Origin of the sequence: Rhabdothermincola sediminis (assembly GCF_014805525.1) — a bacterium.
GTDB classification, from domain to species: Bacteria; Actinomycetota; Acidimicrobiia; order Acidimicrobiales; family Acidimicrobilacustridaceae; genus Rhabdothermincola; species Rhabdothermincola sediminis.
Window position 1 is genome coordinate 151,132 of record NZ_JACFSZ010000005.1, and the last position, 16,088, is coordinate 167,219.

The 16,088-nt window shown below is 71.6% G+C and carries 18 protein-coding genes and 1 riboswitch; of the genes, 15 read left to right on the forward strand and 3 right to left on the reverse strand.

Annotated features, from left to right (window positions below; genetic code table 11):
• Nucleotides 1–18 precede the first annotated feature (18 nt).
• Genes coaBC through HZF19_RS05905 form a run of 3 tightly spaced genes read left to right on the forward strand, consistent with a single transcriptional unit; the run spans nt 19 to nt 4,228 of the window.
• Nucleotides 19–1,233: a bifunctional phosphopantothenoylcysteine decarboxylase/phosphopantothenate--cysteine ligase CoaBC gene (gene coaBC / locus HZF19_RS05895; RefSeq protein ID WP_208027826.1), complete on the forward strand. Its 1,215-nt coding sequence runs from the start codon at nt 19–21 to the stop codon at nt 1,231–1,233.
• Between the two features lie 55 nt (nt 1,234–1,288).
• Nucleotides 1,289–2,482, forward strand: a complete 1,194-nt coding sequence (gene metK / locus HZF19_RS05900) for a methionine adenosyltransferase (RefSeq protein ID WP_208027827.1) — start codon at nt 1,289–1,291, stop codon at nt 2,480–2,482.
• A gap of 15 nt (nt 2,483–2,497) precedes the next feature.
• The gene (locus tag HZF19_RS05905) at nt 2,498–4,228 is read left to right on the forward strand and encodes a primosomal protein N' family DNA-binding protein (RefSeq protein WP_208027828.1); all 1,731 of its coding nucleotides are present in this window, start codon (nt 2,498–2,500) and stop codon (nt 4,226–4,228) included.
• Nucleotides 4,229–4,409: 181 nt separating this feature from the next.
• Here HZF19_RS05905 and HZF19_RS05910 read toward each other — a convergent pair whose 3' ends face one another.
• Together HZF19_RS05910 and HZF19_RS05915 are read right to left on the reverse strand one after the other, a co-directional pair.
• Nucleotides 4,410–4,946: a TrmH family RNA methyltransferase gene (locus HZF19_RS05910; protein WP_208027829.1), complete on the reverse strand. Its 537-nt coding sequence runs from the start codon at nt 4,944–4,946 to the stop codon at nt 4,410–4,412.
• Complete coding sequence (locus HZF19_RS05915; protein ID WP_208027830.1) at nt 4,943–5,566, reverse strand: class I SAM-dependent methyltransferase; 624 nt, start codon at nt 5,564–5,566, stop codon at nt 4,943–4,945. The genes HZF19_RS05910 and HZF19_RS05915 overlap by 4 nt, the downstream gene beginning before the upstream one ends.
• Nucleotides 5,567–5,603: 37 nt before the next feature.
• Between HZF19_RS05915 and def the strand changes: the two genes are divergently transcribed.
• The 8 genes from def (at nt 5,604) to ribH (ending at nt 12,468) form a co-directional block, all read left to right on the forward strand.
• On the forward strand, nt 5,604–6,143 hold the full coding sequence (gene def, locus HZF19_RS05920; RefSeq protein ID WP_208027831.1) for a peptide deformylase: 540 nt from the start codon (nt 5,604–5,606) through the stop codon (nt 6,141–6,143).
• A 6-nt stretch (nt 6,144–6,149) separates the two neighbouring features.
• Nucleotides 6,150–7,085: a methionyl-tRNA formyltransferase gene (locus tag HZF19_RS05925; RefSeq protein ID WP_208027832.1), complete on the forward strand. Its 936-nt coding sequence runs from the start codon at nt 6,150–6,152 to the stop codon at nt 7,083–7,085.
• Nucleotides 7,085–8,233 (forward strand): transcription antitermination factor NusB, encoded by a 1,149-nt coding sequence (locus HZF19_RS05930; RefSeq protein WP_208027833.1) that lies wholly within the window; start codon nt 7,085–7,087, stop codon nt 8,231–8,233. The genes HZF19_RS05925 and HZF19_RS05930 overlap by 1 nt, the downstream gene beginning before the upstream one ends.
• 14 nt (nt 8,234–8,247) lie before the next feature.
• Complete coding sequence (locus HZF19_RS05935; protein WP_208027834.1) at nt 8,248–8,754, forward strand: MogA/MoaB family molybdenum cofactor biosynthesis protein; 507 nt, start codon at nt 8,248–8,250, stop codon at nt 8,752–8,754.
• Between the two features lie 70 nt (nt 8,755–8,824).
• Nucleotides 8,825–8,954, forward strand: a riboswitch (FMN riboswitch).
• A gap of 61 nt (nt 8,955–9,015) precedes the next feature.
• Nucleotides 9,016–10,056, forward strand: coding sequence for a bifunctional diaminohydroxyphosphoribosylaminopyrimidine deaminase/5-amino-6-(5-phosphoribosylamino)uracil reductase RibD (ribD, locus tag HZF19_RS05940; RefSeq protein WP_307781150.1), 1,041 nt, complete (start codon nt 9,016–9,018; stop codon nt 10,054–10,056).
• Nucleotides 10,057–10,695: a riboflavin synthase gene (locus tag HZF19_RS05945; protein ID WP_208027835.1), complete on the forward strand. Its 639-nt coding sequence runs from the start codon at nt 10,057–10,059 to the stop codon at nt 10,693–10,695.
• Nucleotides 10,692–11,990, forward strand: a complete 1,299-nt coding sequence (locus tag HZF19_RS05950; protein WP_208027836.1) for a bifunctional 3,4-dihydroxy-2-butanone-4-phosphate synthase/GTP cyclohydrolase II — start codon at nt 10,692–10,694, stop codon at nt 11,988–11,990. The genes HZF19_RS05945 and HZF19_RS05950 overlap by 4 nt, the downstream gene beginning before the upstream one ends.
• Complete coding sequence (ribH, locus tag HZF19_RS05955) at nt 11,980–12,468, forward strand: 6,7-dimethyl-8-ribityllumazine synthase (protein WP_208027837.1); 489 nt, start codon at nt 11,980–11,982, stop codon at nt 12,466–12,468. The genes HZF19_RS05950 and ribH overlap by 11 nt, the downstream gene beginning before the upstream one ends.
• An 8-nt stretch (nt 12,469–12,476) precedes the next feature.
• Here ribH and HZF19_RS05960 read toward each other — a convergent pair whose 3' ends face one another.
• The gene (locus HZF19_RS05960) at nt 12,477–13,169 is read right to left on the reverse strand and encodes a VIT1/CCC1 transporter family protein (protein ID WP_208027838.1); all 693 of its coding nucleotides are present in this window, start codon (nt 13,167–13,169) and stop codon (nt 12,477–12,479) included.
• 59 nt (nt 13,170–13,228) lie between these two features.
• Here HZF19_RS05960 and hisG point away from each other — a divergent pair, with 59 nt between their 5' ends.
• Genes hisG through HZF19_RS05980 form a run of 4 tightly spaced genes read left to right on the forward strand, consistent with a single transcriptional unit; the run spans nt 13,229 to nt 16,077 of the window.
• Entirely contained in the window at nt 13,229–14,104 is an 876-nt protein-coding gene (gene hisG, locus HZF19_RS05965; RefSeq protein ID WP_208027839.1) for an ATP phosphoribosyltransferase, read from the forward strand.
• Between the two features lies 1 nt (nt 14,105).
• Nucleotides 14,106–14,333 (forward strand): cold shock domain-containing protein, encoded by a 228-nt coding sequence (locus HZF19_RS05970; RefSeq protein WP_208027840.1) that lies wholly within the window; start codon nt 14,106–14,108, stop codon nt 14,331–14,333.
• 5 nt (nt 14,334–14,338) lie between these two features.
• On the forward strand, nt 14,339–15,262 hold the full coding sequence (locus HZF19_RS05975; protein ID WP_208027841.1) for an ABC transporter ATP-binding protein: 924 nt from the start codon (nt 14,339–14,341) through the stop codon (nt 15,260–15,262).
• On the forward strand, nt 15,262–16,077 hold the full coding sequence (locus HZF19_RS05980; protein ID WP_208027842.1) for a DUF2705 family protein: 816 nt from the start codon (nt 15,262–15,264) through the stop codon (nt 16,075–16,077). Before HZF19_RS05975 ends, HZF19_RS05980 begins: the two co-directional genes overlap by 1 nt.
• The last annotated feature ends 11 nt before the right edge of the window (nt 16,078–16,088 follow it).

A 16,088-nucleotide genomic window follows, 5' to 3' on the forward strand; every position in this document is an offset into this window, starting at 1 on the left:
CGCCCTCCTGGTCCCGACATGCTGGCCGGGCGCACCATCGTCCTCGGTGTCACCGGCGGCATCGCGGCCTACAAGGCTCTCGAGGTCTGCCGTCGGCTGGTCGACGCGGGCGCGCACGTCGCCCCCGTGCTCACCGAGGGAGCGACCCGGTTCATCGGTGAGACCAGCTTCTCCGCGCTGGCGTCCGAGCCCGCCCAAACCTCCCTGTGGGACGAGCGCGACCCCATCCCGCACACCCGTCTGGGTCAGATGGCGGATCTCGTCCTCGTCTGCCCGGCCACCGCCCGGCTGATCGGTGCCTACGCGGCCGGCATCTCCGACGACCTGCTGACCGCCACGCTGCTCGCCACCCGGGCCCCCGTGGTGGTGTGCCCGGCGATGCACACCGAGATGTGGGAGCACGCCGCGGTCCAGCACAACCTCGCCGTGCTCGCGCAGCGGGGGGTCACCATCGTGCCGCCCGGGGAGGGTCGGCTGGCGGGCGGCGACGTCGGGGTGGGGCGGCTGGCGGAGCCCGAAGTGATCGTGGATGTGGTCGAGCGGGTGCTGGCGCCGAAGGACATGGAAGGCTGGCGGGTGCTGGTCACCGCCGGCGGGACCCGCGAGGCCATCGATCCGGTGCGGGTGATCACCAACCGCTCGTCGGGCAAGCAGGGCCATGCCATCGCCGCGGAAGCGGCCGCCCGGGGGGCCAAGGTCACCCTCGTCACCACCACCGACCGGCCTGCACCCCCCGGGGCGGAGGTGGTCAGGGTCTCGAGCGCAGCCGACATGCAGGCCGCGGTCATGCCCCGAGCCGCCGACCAGGACGTGATCGTTATGGCTGCCGCGGTGGCCGACTTCCGGCCCGCCGAGATCGCCCCGCGCAAGATCAAGAAGGGGGCGGAGCCGCCACGGATCGTGCTCGAGCCCACCCACGACTTCCTGGTCGACCTCGGCCAGCGCAAGCCGGAGGGCCAGATCCTGGTTGGGTTCGCCGCGGAGACCGACGACGTACTGGCCAACGCCCGGAACAAGCTGGTGCGAAAGGGCCTCGATCTCATCGTGGCCAACGACGTCTCTGCGCCGGGAGCAGGCTTCGAGCACGACACCAACCAGGTGGTGATCCTCTCGGCTGCCGGGATCGAGCATGATGGAGCGCTGACCGACAAGCGCTCGGTCGCCCGAGCCGTGCTCGACGCGGTCGTGGCGGCGCGGGTGGCCCGCCCGCCCCGGCCCTCGGAGAGCCCTTGACCGTGATACACCGCCGCCGCCTGTCGTTGGCGTCGGCCCAGAACAGGAGCGTTTCGTGACCAGCTGGACCTTCACCTCGGAGTCCGTCACCGAGGGCCACCCCGACAAGATGGCCGACCAGATCTCGGACTCCATCCTCGACGCGCTGCTGGCGGAGGATCCGCAGAGCCGGGTGGCCTGCGAGACGCTGGTGACCACCGGGCTGGCCATCGTGGCGGGCGAGATCACCACCAAGGCATGGGTCGACATCCCCGGCATCGTGCGCTCGACCATCAACGACATCGGCTACAACCGGGAGTCCTACGGCTACGACGGCTCGACGGTCGGGGTGATGGTCGCCCTCGACGAGCAGTCGCCCGACATCGCGCAGGGCGTCGACGACTCCGAGGAGGTCCGCAGCGGGATCAGCGGCGAGGACCTCCTCAACAAGCAGGGGGCAGGCGACCAGGGGATGATGTTCGGCTATGCCTGCGACGAGACCGACGTGCTGATGCCCCTGCCCATCCACCTCGCGCACCGCATGGCGGAGCGCCTGGCGGAGGTTCGCAAGGCCGGCACCGTCCCCTACCTGCGTCCGGACGGCAAGACCCAGGTCACCTTCGAGTACGTCGACGGCAAGCCCACGCGCTTGCAGACCGTGCTCATCTCGACCCAGCACAACGACGGCGTCGACCGCGACGAGGTGATCAAGCCCGATCTCATCGAGCACGTGATCCGCCCGGTGATCCCCCCGCAGTTCGCCGACGACGACTATGCGGTCCACGTCAACCCGACCGGCCGCTTCGTCATCGGTGGCCCGGTGGGCGACGCCGGCCTCACCGGTCGCAAGATCATCGTCGACACCTACGGTGGCATGGCTCGCCATGGTGGCGGCGCGTTCTCGGGCAAGGACCCGTCGAAGGTCGACCGGTCGGCGGCGTACGCGGCCCGGTGGGTGGCGAAGAACGTCGTGGCCTCCGGCGCGGCCCGCCGCTGCGAGATCCAGGTGGCGTACGCGATCGGGATGGCCCGACCCATCTCGGTCATGGTCGAGACCTTCGGGACCGAAGCCGTCGACCCGGCCAAGATCAGCGACGCGGTGCAGGAGGTGTTCGACCTGCGGCCTGCCGCCATCATCCGCGACCTCGACCTGCGTCGCCCCATCTTCCGCCGGACCGCGGCCTACGGGCACTTCGGCCGGACGGGGGAGGAGTTCACCTGGGAGCAGACGAACCGGGTGAGCGACCTGCAGTCGGCGCTCGGTCTCTGACCACCGCCCTCAGCCGTGGCCCGGGTGGTACGGGTGCTGCCCGACGTCCCGGCGATCGACAAGACCTTCGACTACCTGGTCCCCGAGACGGTCGAGGACCAGGTGCGCGTCGGCACGATGGTGCGGATCGCACTGCACGGGCGCCGGGTCGGTGGCTGGGTGGTTGCCGACGACGTCGAGCCTCCCCCGGGGCTGGCGCTGAAACCGCTCGCGAAGGTCACGGGCTGGGGCCCGCAGCCTGAGGTGATCGAGCTCGCCCGCTGGGCCGCCTGGCGATGGGCAGGCCGCCTGGCGTCGTTCCTGCGTACCGCGTCGCCGGAGCGGGCGGTGCCGCACCTGCCGGCATCCCACCCGGCCGGTCACCCGCTGCCGGCGGTCACCGACGAACTGGTCGCTGAGGCGCTGCGGGCTGGGCGAGGGGTGACGGTGCTGCGCCTGCCACCGGCCACCGACCTCTATCCGGTGGCCCTGGCCGCCGCGGGCACCGGCCACGCCCTGATCCTCGTGCCCGGCGCGTCGAGTGCCCGCCATCTCGGGCTGCGCCTCCGGCGAGCAGGTGCGTCGGTGGCGGTGATGCCTCACGAGTGGGCCCGAGCTCGGGACGGCGCAACGGTGGTGGGCACCCGGGCCGCCGCGTGGGCGCCGGTCGTCGACCTGTCGGCGGTCGTGGTGGTGGACGAGCACGATGAGAGCTGGCAGCAGGAGCAGGCGCCGACTTGGCACGCCCGGGACGTGGCGGTCGAGCGGGCCCGTCGAGCTGGCGTCCCATGCGTGGTCGTGTCGCCCACCCCCACGCTGGAAGCGCAGGCGATGGGAAGCGTGCTGCGCCCGTCCCGGGCCACCGAGCGCGCCGGTTGGCCGGTGCTCGACGTGGTCGATCGGCGCGGAGACGATCCGGCCCGGCGCAGCCTGTTCTCCGAGCGCTTCGTGCGAGTCCTGCCGGATACGGGCCGGGTGGTGTGCGTCGTGAACCGCAAGGGACGCTCCCGCCTGCTGGCATGCGCCTCGTGCGGCGCGATCGCGACCTGCGAGCGGTGCCGGGCAGCAGTCGTGCAGGACGATTCGGGAGAGCTGGTCTGCGGCCAGTGTGGGTCCCGCCGGCCTGCAGTGTGCCTGTCCTGCGGTGCCGGGGCGTTCAGGAACCTCCGGGCTGGCGTGTCCCGGGTCCGCGAGGAGCTCGAGGCACTGGTGCGTGAACCGGTGGTGGACGTGACCGCGTCGACGGCTGGCCGTAGCCTGCCGGACGCCAGGTTCTTCGTGGGCACCGAAGCCGTGCTGCACCGGATCGACACCGCCGTGCTGGTGGCCTTCCTCGATTTCGACCAGGAGCTGCTCGCTCCGCGCTATCGGGCCGCCGAGGAAGCACTGTCGCTGCTCGTGCTGGCAGCCCGCCTGGTCGGCGGGCGGGGATCCGGGGGGCGGGTCCTGGTGCAGACCCGAATGCCCCGCCACGAGGTGATCGAGGCCGCTCTGCACGGCGATCCCACCCGGGTGTCGGAGGCCGAGGCCGCCCGCCGGCGGGCACTCGGCTTCCCGCCCGTCAGCGCGATGGCGGTCGTGTCGGGGCCGAGCGCGCCCGCGTTCATGGAGGCGTTCGGCCAGCCGCTCGGGGTCGAGATCCTCGGCCCGAGCGACGGGCGCTGGCTGCTCCGGGCGCCGGATCACGGGCCGCTGCTCGATGCGCTGGCGGCCACCCCCCGTCCCGCCGGGCGTCTGCGGATCGAGGTCGACCCCCTGCGCCTCTGACCCCACGAGCGTTCTGGCAGGTCGAGCGCGTGCTCTGGCACGCGTTTTCGCTGCCGGTTGGGTGTGGTGGTGCGTTCTGGCAGGTCGAGCGCGTGCTCTGGCACGCGTTTTCGCTGCCGGTTGGGTGTGGTGGTGCGTGTTCCGGCACCCGCCGGACACGCCGGTTGCAGGAGAAGTGGGTTCAGGACGGTGCCACGGTCCAGTGCTGGCGGCGGGCCTCGTAGAGGGCGATGGTCGCGGCAGTGCCCACGTTCAGGGAAGCGATCTTGCCAACCAGCGGCAGGTAGGCCAGACGATCGCAGGCTTCCGAGGCGGCGTGGCTGAGCCCGCGGTCCTCATGGCCGACCACGAAGCACACGTCGCCCTCGAGCGGGACCGTGTACAAGGGTGATGCTCCCTCGGCGAGCTCGAGCCCGACCACGTGGTAGCCATCGGCGCGGGCGGCCCGGATCGCCTCCTGCCCGTCGACCGCGGAGCACCATCGCAGGTAACGCTGGGAGCCGAGGGCGGTCTTGTGCACCTTGGGGTGATCGGGCTGGGCTGACGGCCCCGCCAACCAGAGGTGGTCGACCCCGTACGCGGCGGCGGACCGCAGGATGCCACCGACGTTGAACGGGTTCTGCACACCGTCGAGCACCAGCGCCAACCTCGCGGTCGTGCGGTGCCGCCACGACCGGTGGAGGCGTTTGAGCTCCGTGGGCGAGAGGTTCCGGCTCACGGTCGAGCTCTGCCGACGACGGTTCGCAGGAGCCGGTAGCCGCCACGCGACCCCAGCCGCTCGGTGGGATGGCCATGCTCCGCCAGCCAACGCTGCAACGAGTCCGCACCGAGGTGCTTGTGGACCACCAGCACCAGTTCCCCGTCGGCCCGGATACGTGCCAGCCACCCGAGCAGCAGCTCGTGGAGGGCCTGCTTGCCGATCCGGATCGGGGGATTGGACCAAACCGCGTCGAAGCACACATCGGCAGGCACCTCCTCCGGTTCGATGACCCGGACGTTGGGCAGTCCGAGGCGCTCCGCGTTCTCCCGGCAGAGCTGGCGTGCCCGCTCGTTGACGTCCACGGCCCAGACCGTCGCGCCCGGGGCTCGCCGGGCGAGGGTCGTCGCGATGGGTCCGTAGCCGCAGCCGAGGTCGAGCAGGTCGGTCGTCCGGACAGGAATGGGTGGCCCGTCGGAGAGCAGGAAGCTGGTGCCCGGATCGATCCGGTCCGGGGAGAACAGACCCCGGTCCGTCACCAGCTCGACGCTCCCGTCCGGCAGGATCAACGACACCGTGCGCCGCTGGTGGCGAGCAGCTGGTCGGGGGTCGAAGTAGTGGCCACGGGGTGTGCCCTGCACCGCGTCGACGGTAGCGGTCCGGCGGTAGCCTGGGGACGTGACGTATCCGATCCGGGTCATCGGCGACCCCGTGCTCACCCAGCGGGCGGCAGAGGTCGACGACATCGACGGCAAGATCGCGCGGCTGGCCGAGGACATGCTGGAGACCATGTACGAGGCGCCGGGCATCGGTCTCGCTGCGCCTCAGGTCGGCGTGCAGAAGCGACTCTTCGTCTACGACCACGACGGCGAGCCGGGGGTGCTGATCAACCCGGAGATCAGGGAGTCGAGCGGGGAGTGGGTCTTCCAGGAGGGCTGCCTGTCGATCCCCGGCCTCTACTTCGACATCGTCCGCCCGAAGGAGATCCTGCTCGTCGGTCTCGATCTGCATGGCAACGAGGTCCACATCGAAGCCGATGAGCTCCAGGCGCGGCTGTTCCAGCACGAACTCGACCACCTCGACGGGGTGCTGATGACCGAGCACCTCGATGCCGACCAGCGCAAGGAGGCCAAGCGAGCGATCCGCGAGCTGCGATTGCGCGAACCGCAGCCGTCAGGCGCGCGCGGGCCAGTAGCCGGTGGGCTGACCCTTCCCTGAGGGCCGGTGCGGCCCGTGCTTGCGCCTGCTCCCCGCCATCCGCGCCGGCTGGTCTATCTCGGCACGCCTGCCCTGGCAGTACCGCCCCTGCGAGCCCTGCACGACGCGGGACACGAGATCGCCCTGGTGGTGTCCCGGGCTGACAAGCGCCGTGGCCGCGGTGGCGGGCTCCACCCCAGCCCGGTGAAGGCCGCGGCTCTCGATCTCGGCCTCCCCGTGACTGATCGCCTCGAAGAGGCCCTGGGAGTGGGCGCCGACCTCGGCGTGGTGGTGGCCTACGGGCGGCTGATCCCCACCAGCCTGCTCGAACGCCTGCCGATGGTGAACCTGCACTTCTCGCTCTTGCCCCGATGGCGCGGTGCCGCGCCGGTCGAGCGGGCGATCCTGGCCGGCGACGAGGTCACCGGGGTGTGCCTCATGCGGGTGGAGGAGGGGCTCGACACCGGCGGGGTGTACACCCGCACGGAGGTGCCCATCGGTCCTGACGACACCGCGGCCGAGCTGCAGGATCGGCTGGTGGCCGCAGGCGTCGCGATGCTGCTCGACTCCTTGGTGACGGGCCTGGGCGAGCCGGTGCCGCAGGTGGGGGAGCCCACCTACGCGGAGAAGCTCCGGCCGGAAGAGCTGCGTCTGGACTGGACCCGCTCCGCTGCCGAGCTGCATCGCATCGTGCGGGTCGGCGGGGCGTACACCTCCTTCCGGGGGAAGCGGCTGAAGGTCTGGCGCACCCGCCTGCTCGACGCCTCGGCCGGTCTGCCGGGAGGGAACCCGGGGGGAGCCGGGCTCCGGCCGGGCGAGCTGGTGGGGAGCGCGGTGGTGACCGGCCGGGGCCTGCTCGAGCTGGTGGAGGTGCAGCCGGAGGGCCGGGCCCGGATCGACGCCCGCAGCTGGCGCAACGGTGCCCGCCCCCGGCCGGGTGAACGCCTCGGCGACGAGACTTGATGGTCGGGAGAACGGGGGCCTCCCCGGGCGTGGCGGCTCGGAGGCTGGCAGTCGAGGCGCTCCGCCGCATCGAGGAGGGCGGCGCCTATGCGAACCTCCTCCTCCCGTCGCTGCTCGAGCGGAGTGACCTCGACGGGCGCGACCGCCGCTTCGTCACCGAGCTGGTGTACGGAGTCACCCGGATGCGGCGGGCCTGTGACTGGCTGGTGGACCGCTTCCTGGCTCGGGATCCGGATCCCGACGCGCGCGCCTGGCTCCGGCTCGGTGCCTACCAGCTCGTGTTCCTCGGCACACCCCCTCACGCGGCCGTGGCCGCGACCGTGGGGGCTGCGCCGCGCAAGCTCCGGGGCCTGCTCAACGCGGTGTTGCGTCGAGTGGCGGGCACGCCGGTCTCCTGGCCGGACGACGCGACCCGCCTCAGCTACCCGGACTGGATCGTCGAGCGGCTCCGGGCCGACCTCCGTCCCGAGCGGGCCGACGCCGCGCTGGCTGCGATGAACCAAGCGGCCACCGTGACCAGGCGGGCCGACGGCTACGTGCAGGACCTCGCTTCACAGTGGGTGGCCGAGGCGGTGGAAGCCGCGCCGGGTGAGCGGGTGCTCGACGTCGCGGCCGCACCCGGTGGCAAGGCCACGGCGATGGCCCGGACCGGCGCGTTCGTGGTGGCGGTGGACTCGAGGTTCGGTCGGGCTGCGCTGGTGGCCCGGAACGCGACGGATCTGCGTCTGGACCGCCACGCCCTGGTGGCCGTCGCCGACGGCCGTCGCCCTCCCTTCGCCGGCTCGCCGTTCGACCGCATCCTGATCGATGCTCCCTGCAGCGGGTTGGGGACGCTACGCCGACGGCCCGACGCCCGATGGCGGATCCGGCCGGAGCAGGTCCAGGAGCTGGCGGCCCTCCAGCGGCAGCTCGTCGACGCCGCGGTGCCGCTGCTGCGACCCGGCGGTCTGCTGGTCTACAGCGTGTGCACCCTCACCCGGGCCGAGACCATCGGCGTCGACGAGCATCTCCGCACGGCCCATCCCCGGCTCGCGGCGCTGCCACCCCCGGGAGGCCCGTGGGTCCCGCATGGTCGCGGGTCGATGGTCCTCCCACAGGCCGCGGGCACCGATGGCATGTTCCTGCTCCGCGTGCGGGTGCCCCTCTGACATGCTCTGGCGCCATGGGCCAGTCAGCGAGCGAGGGCGAGAATCACCGCAACACCTTGGAGGCCAAGGTGCTCACGGTCAGCGACGGCGTGGTCGCCGGCTCCCGTGAAGATCGGTCGGGCCCAGCGCTCGTGGAGCGCCTCCGTGCCGCGGGCTACCAGGTGCTCGAGCATCGGGTGGTCCCGGACGGCCGTGAGGAGGTGGCGGAGGCCCTGGTCGAGCTGGCGGAGGGCTTCGCCGGGCTCATCGTCACCAGCGGTGGAACCGGCTTCGGGCCCCGGGATCTCACGCCGGAGGGCACGCTGGTGGTGCTCGAGCGGGAGGCACCGGGCCTGGCCGAGGCCATGCGCGCTGCCAACCCGCTCGGCCGGCTCTCCCGCGGCCGAGCGGGCACCCGCGGCCGGGCGCTGATCCTCAACCTGCCCGGGTCAGCGGCTGGGGCGCTCGAGTGCCTGGAGGCGCTCCTGGACGTGCTCCCGCACGCCCTCCGCCTGCTGGCCGGGCAGCGTGCTGGCCACTGAGTCCGCGCCCTGGTCGATTGCCGCGCCGATCGTTGTTGTCCGCGACCAGCACCTGGCCTACAGTGGCGCATGCCCCTCGCGGGGTCGGGTGAAAGTCCCGACCGGCGGTGAGAGCCCGCGAACCCGGTTGTCCAAGCAGCCGGGCCGACCCGGTGGAATCCCGGGGCCGACGGTGAGAGTCCGGATGGGAGCGAGGGCGCGGCGCTCGTCGCGCGCGCCCGGGCCAGGAGCCGTATCGACACGGAGTCTGCAAGGTTGGGTGTGACCGACGAGGAGCGCATGCGCCAAGCCTTCGATGCGGCTGCCGGTGTCCGGCGCCGGGTCGCTCCCCGTCCCTGGGTCGGCGCGGTGGTGGTCCCTGCGGATGACCCCGACGGGCCGGGCATCGTCGGGGCGACCGACGGCCGAGAAGGACCCCACGCCGAGATCGTGGCCCTGCGGGCCGCCGGGAGCGCGGCGAAGGGGGCCACGCTGTTCTGCACCCTCGAGCCATGCTCGCACCACGGCCGCACTCCCCCGTGCGCGGACGCGGTGATCGCGGCGGGGATCAGCCGGGTCGTCGTCGCCATCGAGGATCCCGACCCGCACGTGTCCGGCCGGGGCCTGGCCCGGCTGGCCGATGCCGGCATCGAGGTGCAGGTCGGCGTCGGCGAGGCCTTTGTCCGCGAGCAGCTCCGCCCGTACCTGCACCATCGGCGCACCGGGAGGCCGTTCGTGATCCTGAAGCTGGCGGCGACGATCGACGGCCGCACAGCGGCACCGGATGGCTCCAGCCAGTGGATCACGGGGCCGACGGCTCGGGAGGATGCCCATCGCCTCCGGGCGGACAGCGACGCGGTGCTGGTGGGCGCAGGCACAGTCCGGGCGGACGACCCGTCGCTCACCGTGCGTCTGCCCGCCGGGGAGGCCGACGGGGTCGAGCCCCTGCGGGTCGTGCTCGGCCGGGCACCGGCGGGGGCGAAGGTGCACCCCGCGCTGGAGCTCGGCGGCGACCTCGACGCGGTCCTGGCCGAGCTGGGGGCCCGCGGCGTGCTGCAGCTGCTCGTCGAGGGCGGGGCGCAGGTCGCCCATCAGTTCCACACGGCTGGTCTCGTCGACCGGTACGTCTTCTACCTGGCGCCCGCGCTCATGGGCGGCGACGACGCCCCAGGGCTGTTCAGTGGTCCGGCTGCCGCGAGCATCGAGTACCTGTGGCGGGGAGACATCGTGAACCTCTGCCGGCTCGGCGACGACCTGCGGATCGACCTCGAGCCCCGCCGTGGCTCGGCGGAGGGGACCATCGGCCAGGTGGGAGGGTGCTGAATGTTCACCGGCATCGTCGAGGAGCTCGGCACCGTGATCGCCCGGAACGGTGCGGATCTGCGGATCCGGGCCCGGGAGGTGCTCGCCGGGGCCGGTCTCGGTGACTCCATCGCGGTCAACGGATGCTGCCTCACCGTGGTCGAGATCGGCGACGGCTGGTGGCGGGCCGAGGTCAGCGAGGAGACCGACCGGCGCACCAACCTCGGCGAGCTGCGGGAGGGCGATCCGGTCAACCTTGAACGTCCCGTGCGCCTCCAGGACCGCCTGGGCGGCCACCTGGTCCAAGGACACGTCGATGCGGTCGGCGAGGTGGTGGAGCCGGCGCCCGATCTCCGGGTGCGGATGCCCGCCCACCTGCTCCGCTACGTGGTCGAGAAGGGCTCCGTGACCGTGGACGGCGTGAGCCTCACGGTGGTGCAGGTGCTCGACGACGGGTTCACCGTGGCGGTCATCCCGCACACCGCGGCGGTCACCACACTGGGGCGCAAGGGCCCGGGGGCTCGGGTCAACCTGGAGGTCGACGTGATCGCGAAGTACACGGAACGGCTCCTCGCCGCCCAGCTCGACGCCGCTCGGGCGACGGCGGTCGCTGGCGAGGTCACGGCTAGCGACGAGGTCACAGAGAAGGAGGGCCGATGATCCACGACCCGGTCGACGGGCCCGCTGAGGGCCGGGGAGGGCCTCCCGTGACATCCCGATCGGGGCACACCGAGGCCTTCGCCACCATCCCCGAAGCGGTGGCAGCCATCTCGCGGGGGGAGATCGTCGTCGTGGTCGACGACGAGGATCGGGAGAACGAGGGCGACCTGATCATGGCGGCCGAGTTCGCCACCCCGGAGAAGATCGCGTTCTTCGTGCGGCACACCTCGGGGGTGATCTGCGTACCGCTGACCGGCGAGCGCCTCGACGAGCTGGACATCCCGCTGATGGTCCGCGATCACTCGAACACGGAGGCGCAGCGCACCGCGTTCACCTACAGCGTCGACTACCGGCACGGGACCTCGACGGGCATCTCCGCCGCGGATCGTGCCGCCACCATCAAGGCCCTCATCGATCCCGCCACCCGACCCGGCGACCTCGCCCGACCGGGCCACATCTTCCCCCTCCGGTACGCGGAAGGCGGGACGCTCAAGCGAGCAGGCCACACGGAGGCGGCGGTCGATCTGGCCCGGATGGCCGGCCTGTACCCCGCCGGTGTCCTCTGTGAGATCGTCAACGACGACGGCACCATGGCCCGGGTGCCGGACCTGGTCGAGTTCTGCCGGGAGCACGGCCTGCTCATGATCTCGATCGCCGAGTTGATCCGTTACCGGCGCCAGAACGAGAAGCTGGTCAAGCGCGTCGCCGAGGCCCGCATCCCCACCGAGTGGGGCGAGTTCACCTGCTACGTGTACGAGTCGGTGCTCGACGGGGAGCAGCACGTCGCCCTGGTGAAAGGTGCGGTGCAGGGTCAGGACAACGTCCTGGTCCGGGTGCACAGCGAGTGCCTGACCGGCGACGTGTTCGGCTCGCTGCGCTGCGACTGCGGCATCCAGCTCGACCAGGCCATGCGCAAGATCGCAGAAGAGGGGCTCGGGGTGCTGGTCTACCTCCGGGGCCACGAAGGCCGGGGCATCGGCATCGGGCACAAGATCCGCGCCTACAGCTTGCAGGACCAGGGGCGCGACACGGTCGACGCCAACATCGAGCTGGGCCTGCCGGTGGACAGCCGCGAGTACGGTATCGGCGCCCAGATCCTGGTGGATCTCGGCATCACCACCATGCGCTACATGACCAACAACCCCGCCAAGTACGGGGGCATCGAGGGGTTCGGCTTGGAGATCGTCGAGCGGGTCCCGCTGCAGTCGGCACCCAACCCGGAGAACATCGCCTACCTGCGCACCAAACGGGAGCGCATGGGGCACCTCCTCGAGGGGCTCGACGATGTCCTCTAACTTCCGAGCCGGGAGCTCGGTGGAGGGAGCCGTCGACGGCCGAGGGATGCGCATCGGGTTGGTGTGTGGGCGGTTCAACGACCTCATCACGACTCGCCTGCTCGATGGTGCCAGCAACGGCCTCGCGGTCCACGGGGTCTCCGAGCAGGATGTCACCGTCGCCTGGGTGCCGGGCGCGTTCGAGATCCCGATCGCGGCGAAGACGATGGCGGTGTCGGGCGAGTACGACGCGGTGATCGCCCTTGGTGCGGTGATCCGTGGCGACACCGCTCACTTCGACTACGTGGCCGGACCGTGCGCGTATGGCATCCAGCAGGCGCAGCTGGAGACCGGTGTGCCGATCGTGTTCGGGGTGTTGACCACCGAGAACCTCGAGCAGGCGCTCGAGCGGTCCGGGGAGCACGACAACAAGGGCGAGGAAGCCGCGAAGACGGCGATCGAGATGGTCGACCTGCTGCGCCGGCTCCGCAAGGGCTGAGGGCGCGCTCAGCTCACCGCGGCACCGAAGGACCGGCCGATCAGCATCGTGAGGGCCATGGCGCCGGCTCCGCCGGCGAGCACCCGGACGGTGGCCCGGCCCGGCGGCGCCCCGCCCATGCGCGCGCCGAGCGCACCGAGTAGGCCGAGCGCGACCAGGGCGGTGATGAGGGTGAAGACCAGCCGGGTCGGCGCGGACGTGGCCGCGATGGCGAGCACCGGGAGCGCGGCGCCGGCGGCGAAGGATCCGGCCGACACCGTGGCCGCCTGCAGCGGGCGGGCCCGGGTCTCCTCGGTGATGCCCAGCTCCTCGCGCAGGTGCACCTCGAGCACGTCGCCTTTCGAGAGCTCCTCGGCCACCTGCTGGGCGAGCCCCGGCGAGAGGCCTTTGTGGCGATAGATGGCCACGAGCTCCGCGAGCTCACGCTCGGGTGTGGTGGCCAGCTCCTGCATCTCCTTGGCGATGTCCGCCCGTTCCATGTCGCGCTGCGAGCTGACCGACACGTACTCGCCGACGGCCATGGAGAGCGCGCCGGCGACCAGGCCCGCCATGCCCGCCGTGAGCACGAGCGCCCGCTCCGTGTCGGCCGCCGCCACCCCCAGCACGAGGCTCGCGGTCGACACGATGCCGTCGTTGGCGCCGAGCACCGCCGCCCGCAGCCAGCCGGCGCGATGGCTGCGATGCCGTTCGATGTGCTGCATCCGGCCCAGCTTAGGGAATGCGTGCCGAGCCGCTGATGCTGGGACGGTACCGTTGCGCCATGCTGAAGCTCGTCCTGCCCAAGGGCTCGCTCGAGAAGGCCACGCTCGAGCTGTTCGAGGCGGCCGATCTGCGTGTCCGGCGTGATTCGGTCGTCACCTACCGGGCCGACATCGTCGATCCGCGCATCGACGAGGTGCGCATCCTGCGGCCCCAGGAGATCCCGCGCTACGTGGCGGAGGGCCTCTTCGACCTCGGTATCACCGGTCGTGACTGGGTGGAGGAGACGGCCAGCGAGGTGGTCTCGCTCGGTGAGCTGCACTACTCGAAGGCCACGGACAACCCGGTCCGGATCGTGGTGGCGGTCCCGGCCGACTCACCCTACGAGCACGTAGCCGACCTGCCCCAGGGGGTGCGGGTCTCGACCGAGTACCCGCAGCTCACCCGGCGGTTCTTCGAAGAGAAGGGCATCGACGCCGATATCCGGCTCTCCTACGGCGCCACGGAGGCCAAGGTGCCCGACATCGTCGACTGCATCGTCGACATCACCGAGACCGGTCGTGCACTGCGGGCGGCCGGGCTGAAGATCATCGACACCATCCTGCTGTCCTACACGGAGCTGATCGCGAACCCGGCCTCCTTCGAGGATCCCGACAAGCAGCACGCCATGCGGCAGCTGCAGACCCTGCTCGAAGGGGTGCTCGAGGCGAGGGGCAAGGTGCTGGTGAAGCTCAACGTGAGAGCGGAGCAGCTCGACCGGGTCATCGACCTGCTCCCGGCCATGAAGTCGCCGACGGTCAACGAGCTCTACGCGGGCGCGGGCTACGCGGTGGAGACGGTCGTGCCCAAAGCCACCATCAACGTGTTGATCCCTGCGCTGCGCGACGCTGGCGCCACCGACATCATCGAGCTCCCGATCTCGAAGATCGTGCACTGACATGCCTCGCGGCCGGGTCGTCGCCTTCGACGAGCAGCGCGGTGTGGGCACGGTCCGGGCCGAGTCCGGCGGTGAGCACTTCTTCCACTGCACCGCCATCGCGGATGGCAGCCGAACGATCGAGGTCGGCGCCGCGGTCTGCTTCGATGTCGTCGCCGGCCACCGAGGCGAATGGGAAGCGACCAGGGTCGAACCCGTGGGGGGCGGACCCGCCTCACCGGTGCGGTGACGGAGGTGTCCGAGACCGCCGCTGCCGGTGCGCCGGCGATCCAGACCTTCCAGCTCACGAAGGCCTACGGCCGGGTGCGGGGCATCGAGGCGATCGATCTGCGGGTGGAGCGAGGGGAGGTGTTCGGCTTCCTCGGGCCGAACGGAGCGGGGAAGACCACGACCATCCGCACCCTGCTCGATCTCCAGCGCCCGACCAGCGGTAGGGCCACGCTGCTGGGGATGGACAGCCGCCGAGACTCGGTGGCGATCAAGCGGCGGGTCGGGTACCTGACCGGCGAGCTGGCGCTCTACGAGCGGTTGACGGGCCGGGAGCACCTGGCGTGGCTCGCCAGGTTGCGAGGGGGCATCGACCCTGGTGCGCTCGGTGCCCTCACCGAGCGCTTCGGGGTCGAGCTGGACCGGCCCATCCGTGATCTGTCCAAAGGGAACCGCCAGAAGATCGGGCTGGTGCAGGCTCTGATGCACGAACCGGACCTGCTGATGTTCGACGAGCCGACCTCCGGGCTGGACCCGCTGGTCCAGGACGAGTTCCTCCGGCTGGTGCAGGAGATCGCGGCCTCGGGCAGGACGGTCTTCCTCTCCTCCCACGACCTCGACGAGGTCCAACGGGTGGCCGACCGGGTGGGCATCGTTCGCGACGGCCGGCTGGTCGCGGTCGAGTCGGTGGAGACGCTCCGCCGGCGCGCCGTCCGGCACGTGGAGATCACCTTCGCTCGGCCCGTGGACCCGGGCGCCTTCTGCCGGCTCGATGGGGTGGTGGACGCGACCGCGCACGGACCGGTGGTGAAGCTCTCCGTGCACGGGAGGCTGGACGCGATCGTCAAGGAGGCGGCCCGCCACCCCGTCGTCGACCTCCTGAGCCAGCCTGCCGATCTGGAGGAGATCTTCCTCGCCTACTACCGGCAGGAGCCGGGGGAGGAGCGCTGATGGCCGGGCCGCGACTCGACGTGGCCCATCGGGCCTTCCGGGACCGGCGCCGAGCCCGGTTCTGGTGGGTGCTCGGTTCGGTGCTCTACTGCCTGGCGATCGTGGCGGCGTTCCCGTCGATGAAGGGGCAACAGGACATCAACCGGATCCTCCAGGACTACCCGCCGGAGTTGCTGGCGCTCTTCGCAGGGGGCGAGACGACCTTCGACCTGGCTTCGGCCGCGGACTACCTGAACAGCCAGCTCTTCGCCCTGGTCGCGCCGTTGCTGCTCACCATCCTGGCCATCGGGTTCGCGGCGGGCACCCTCGCCGGGGAGGAGGAGCGGGGCACGCTCGACCTGGTGCTCTCCTACCCGGTCACCCGGGCCAGCGTGGTGCTGCAGAAGGCGCTGGTGCTGGTGGCCGAGGTGGTGGTCCTGGCCGCGGTCATCTACCTGGTCACCTTCGGCGTAGGTCGGGCGTTCGGCGTCGCGCTGCCGCTGGCCGAGGTGGCGGCCTCGGGCCTGGGGCAGGTCCTGCTCGGGGTGCTGTTCGGTTTGCTGGCGCTCGCCGCCGGGGCCGCGACCGGGTCACGGGCGCTGGCCATCGGGGTCGGCGCCGGCGCGGCTGCGGCCACGTACCTGCTCGGCTCGCTGGCCCCGGTGGTGTCGTGGCTCGAGCCGTTCAAGTGGATCTCGCCCTTCTACTTCGCCACCGGGGAGAACCCGCTGGCCAACGGCCTGCCCTGGTGGAGGGTGCTGGTGCTGGTGGGTTCGGCTGCGCTGTTCCTGGGGGCGGCGGTGGCGGCGTTCGAGCGGCGGGACCTGCGAGGATGACGCCGGACAGG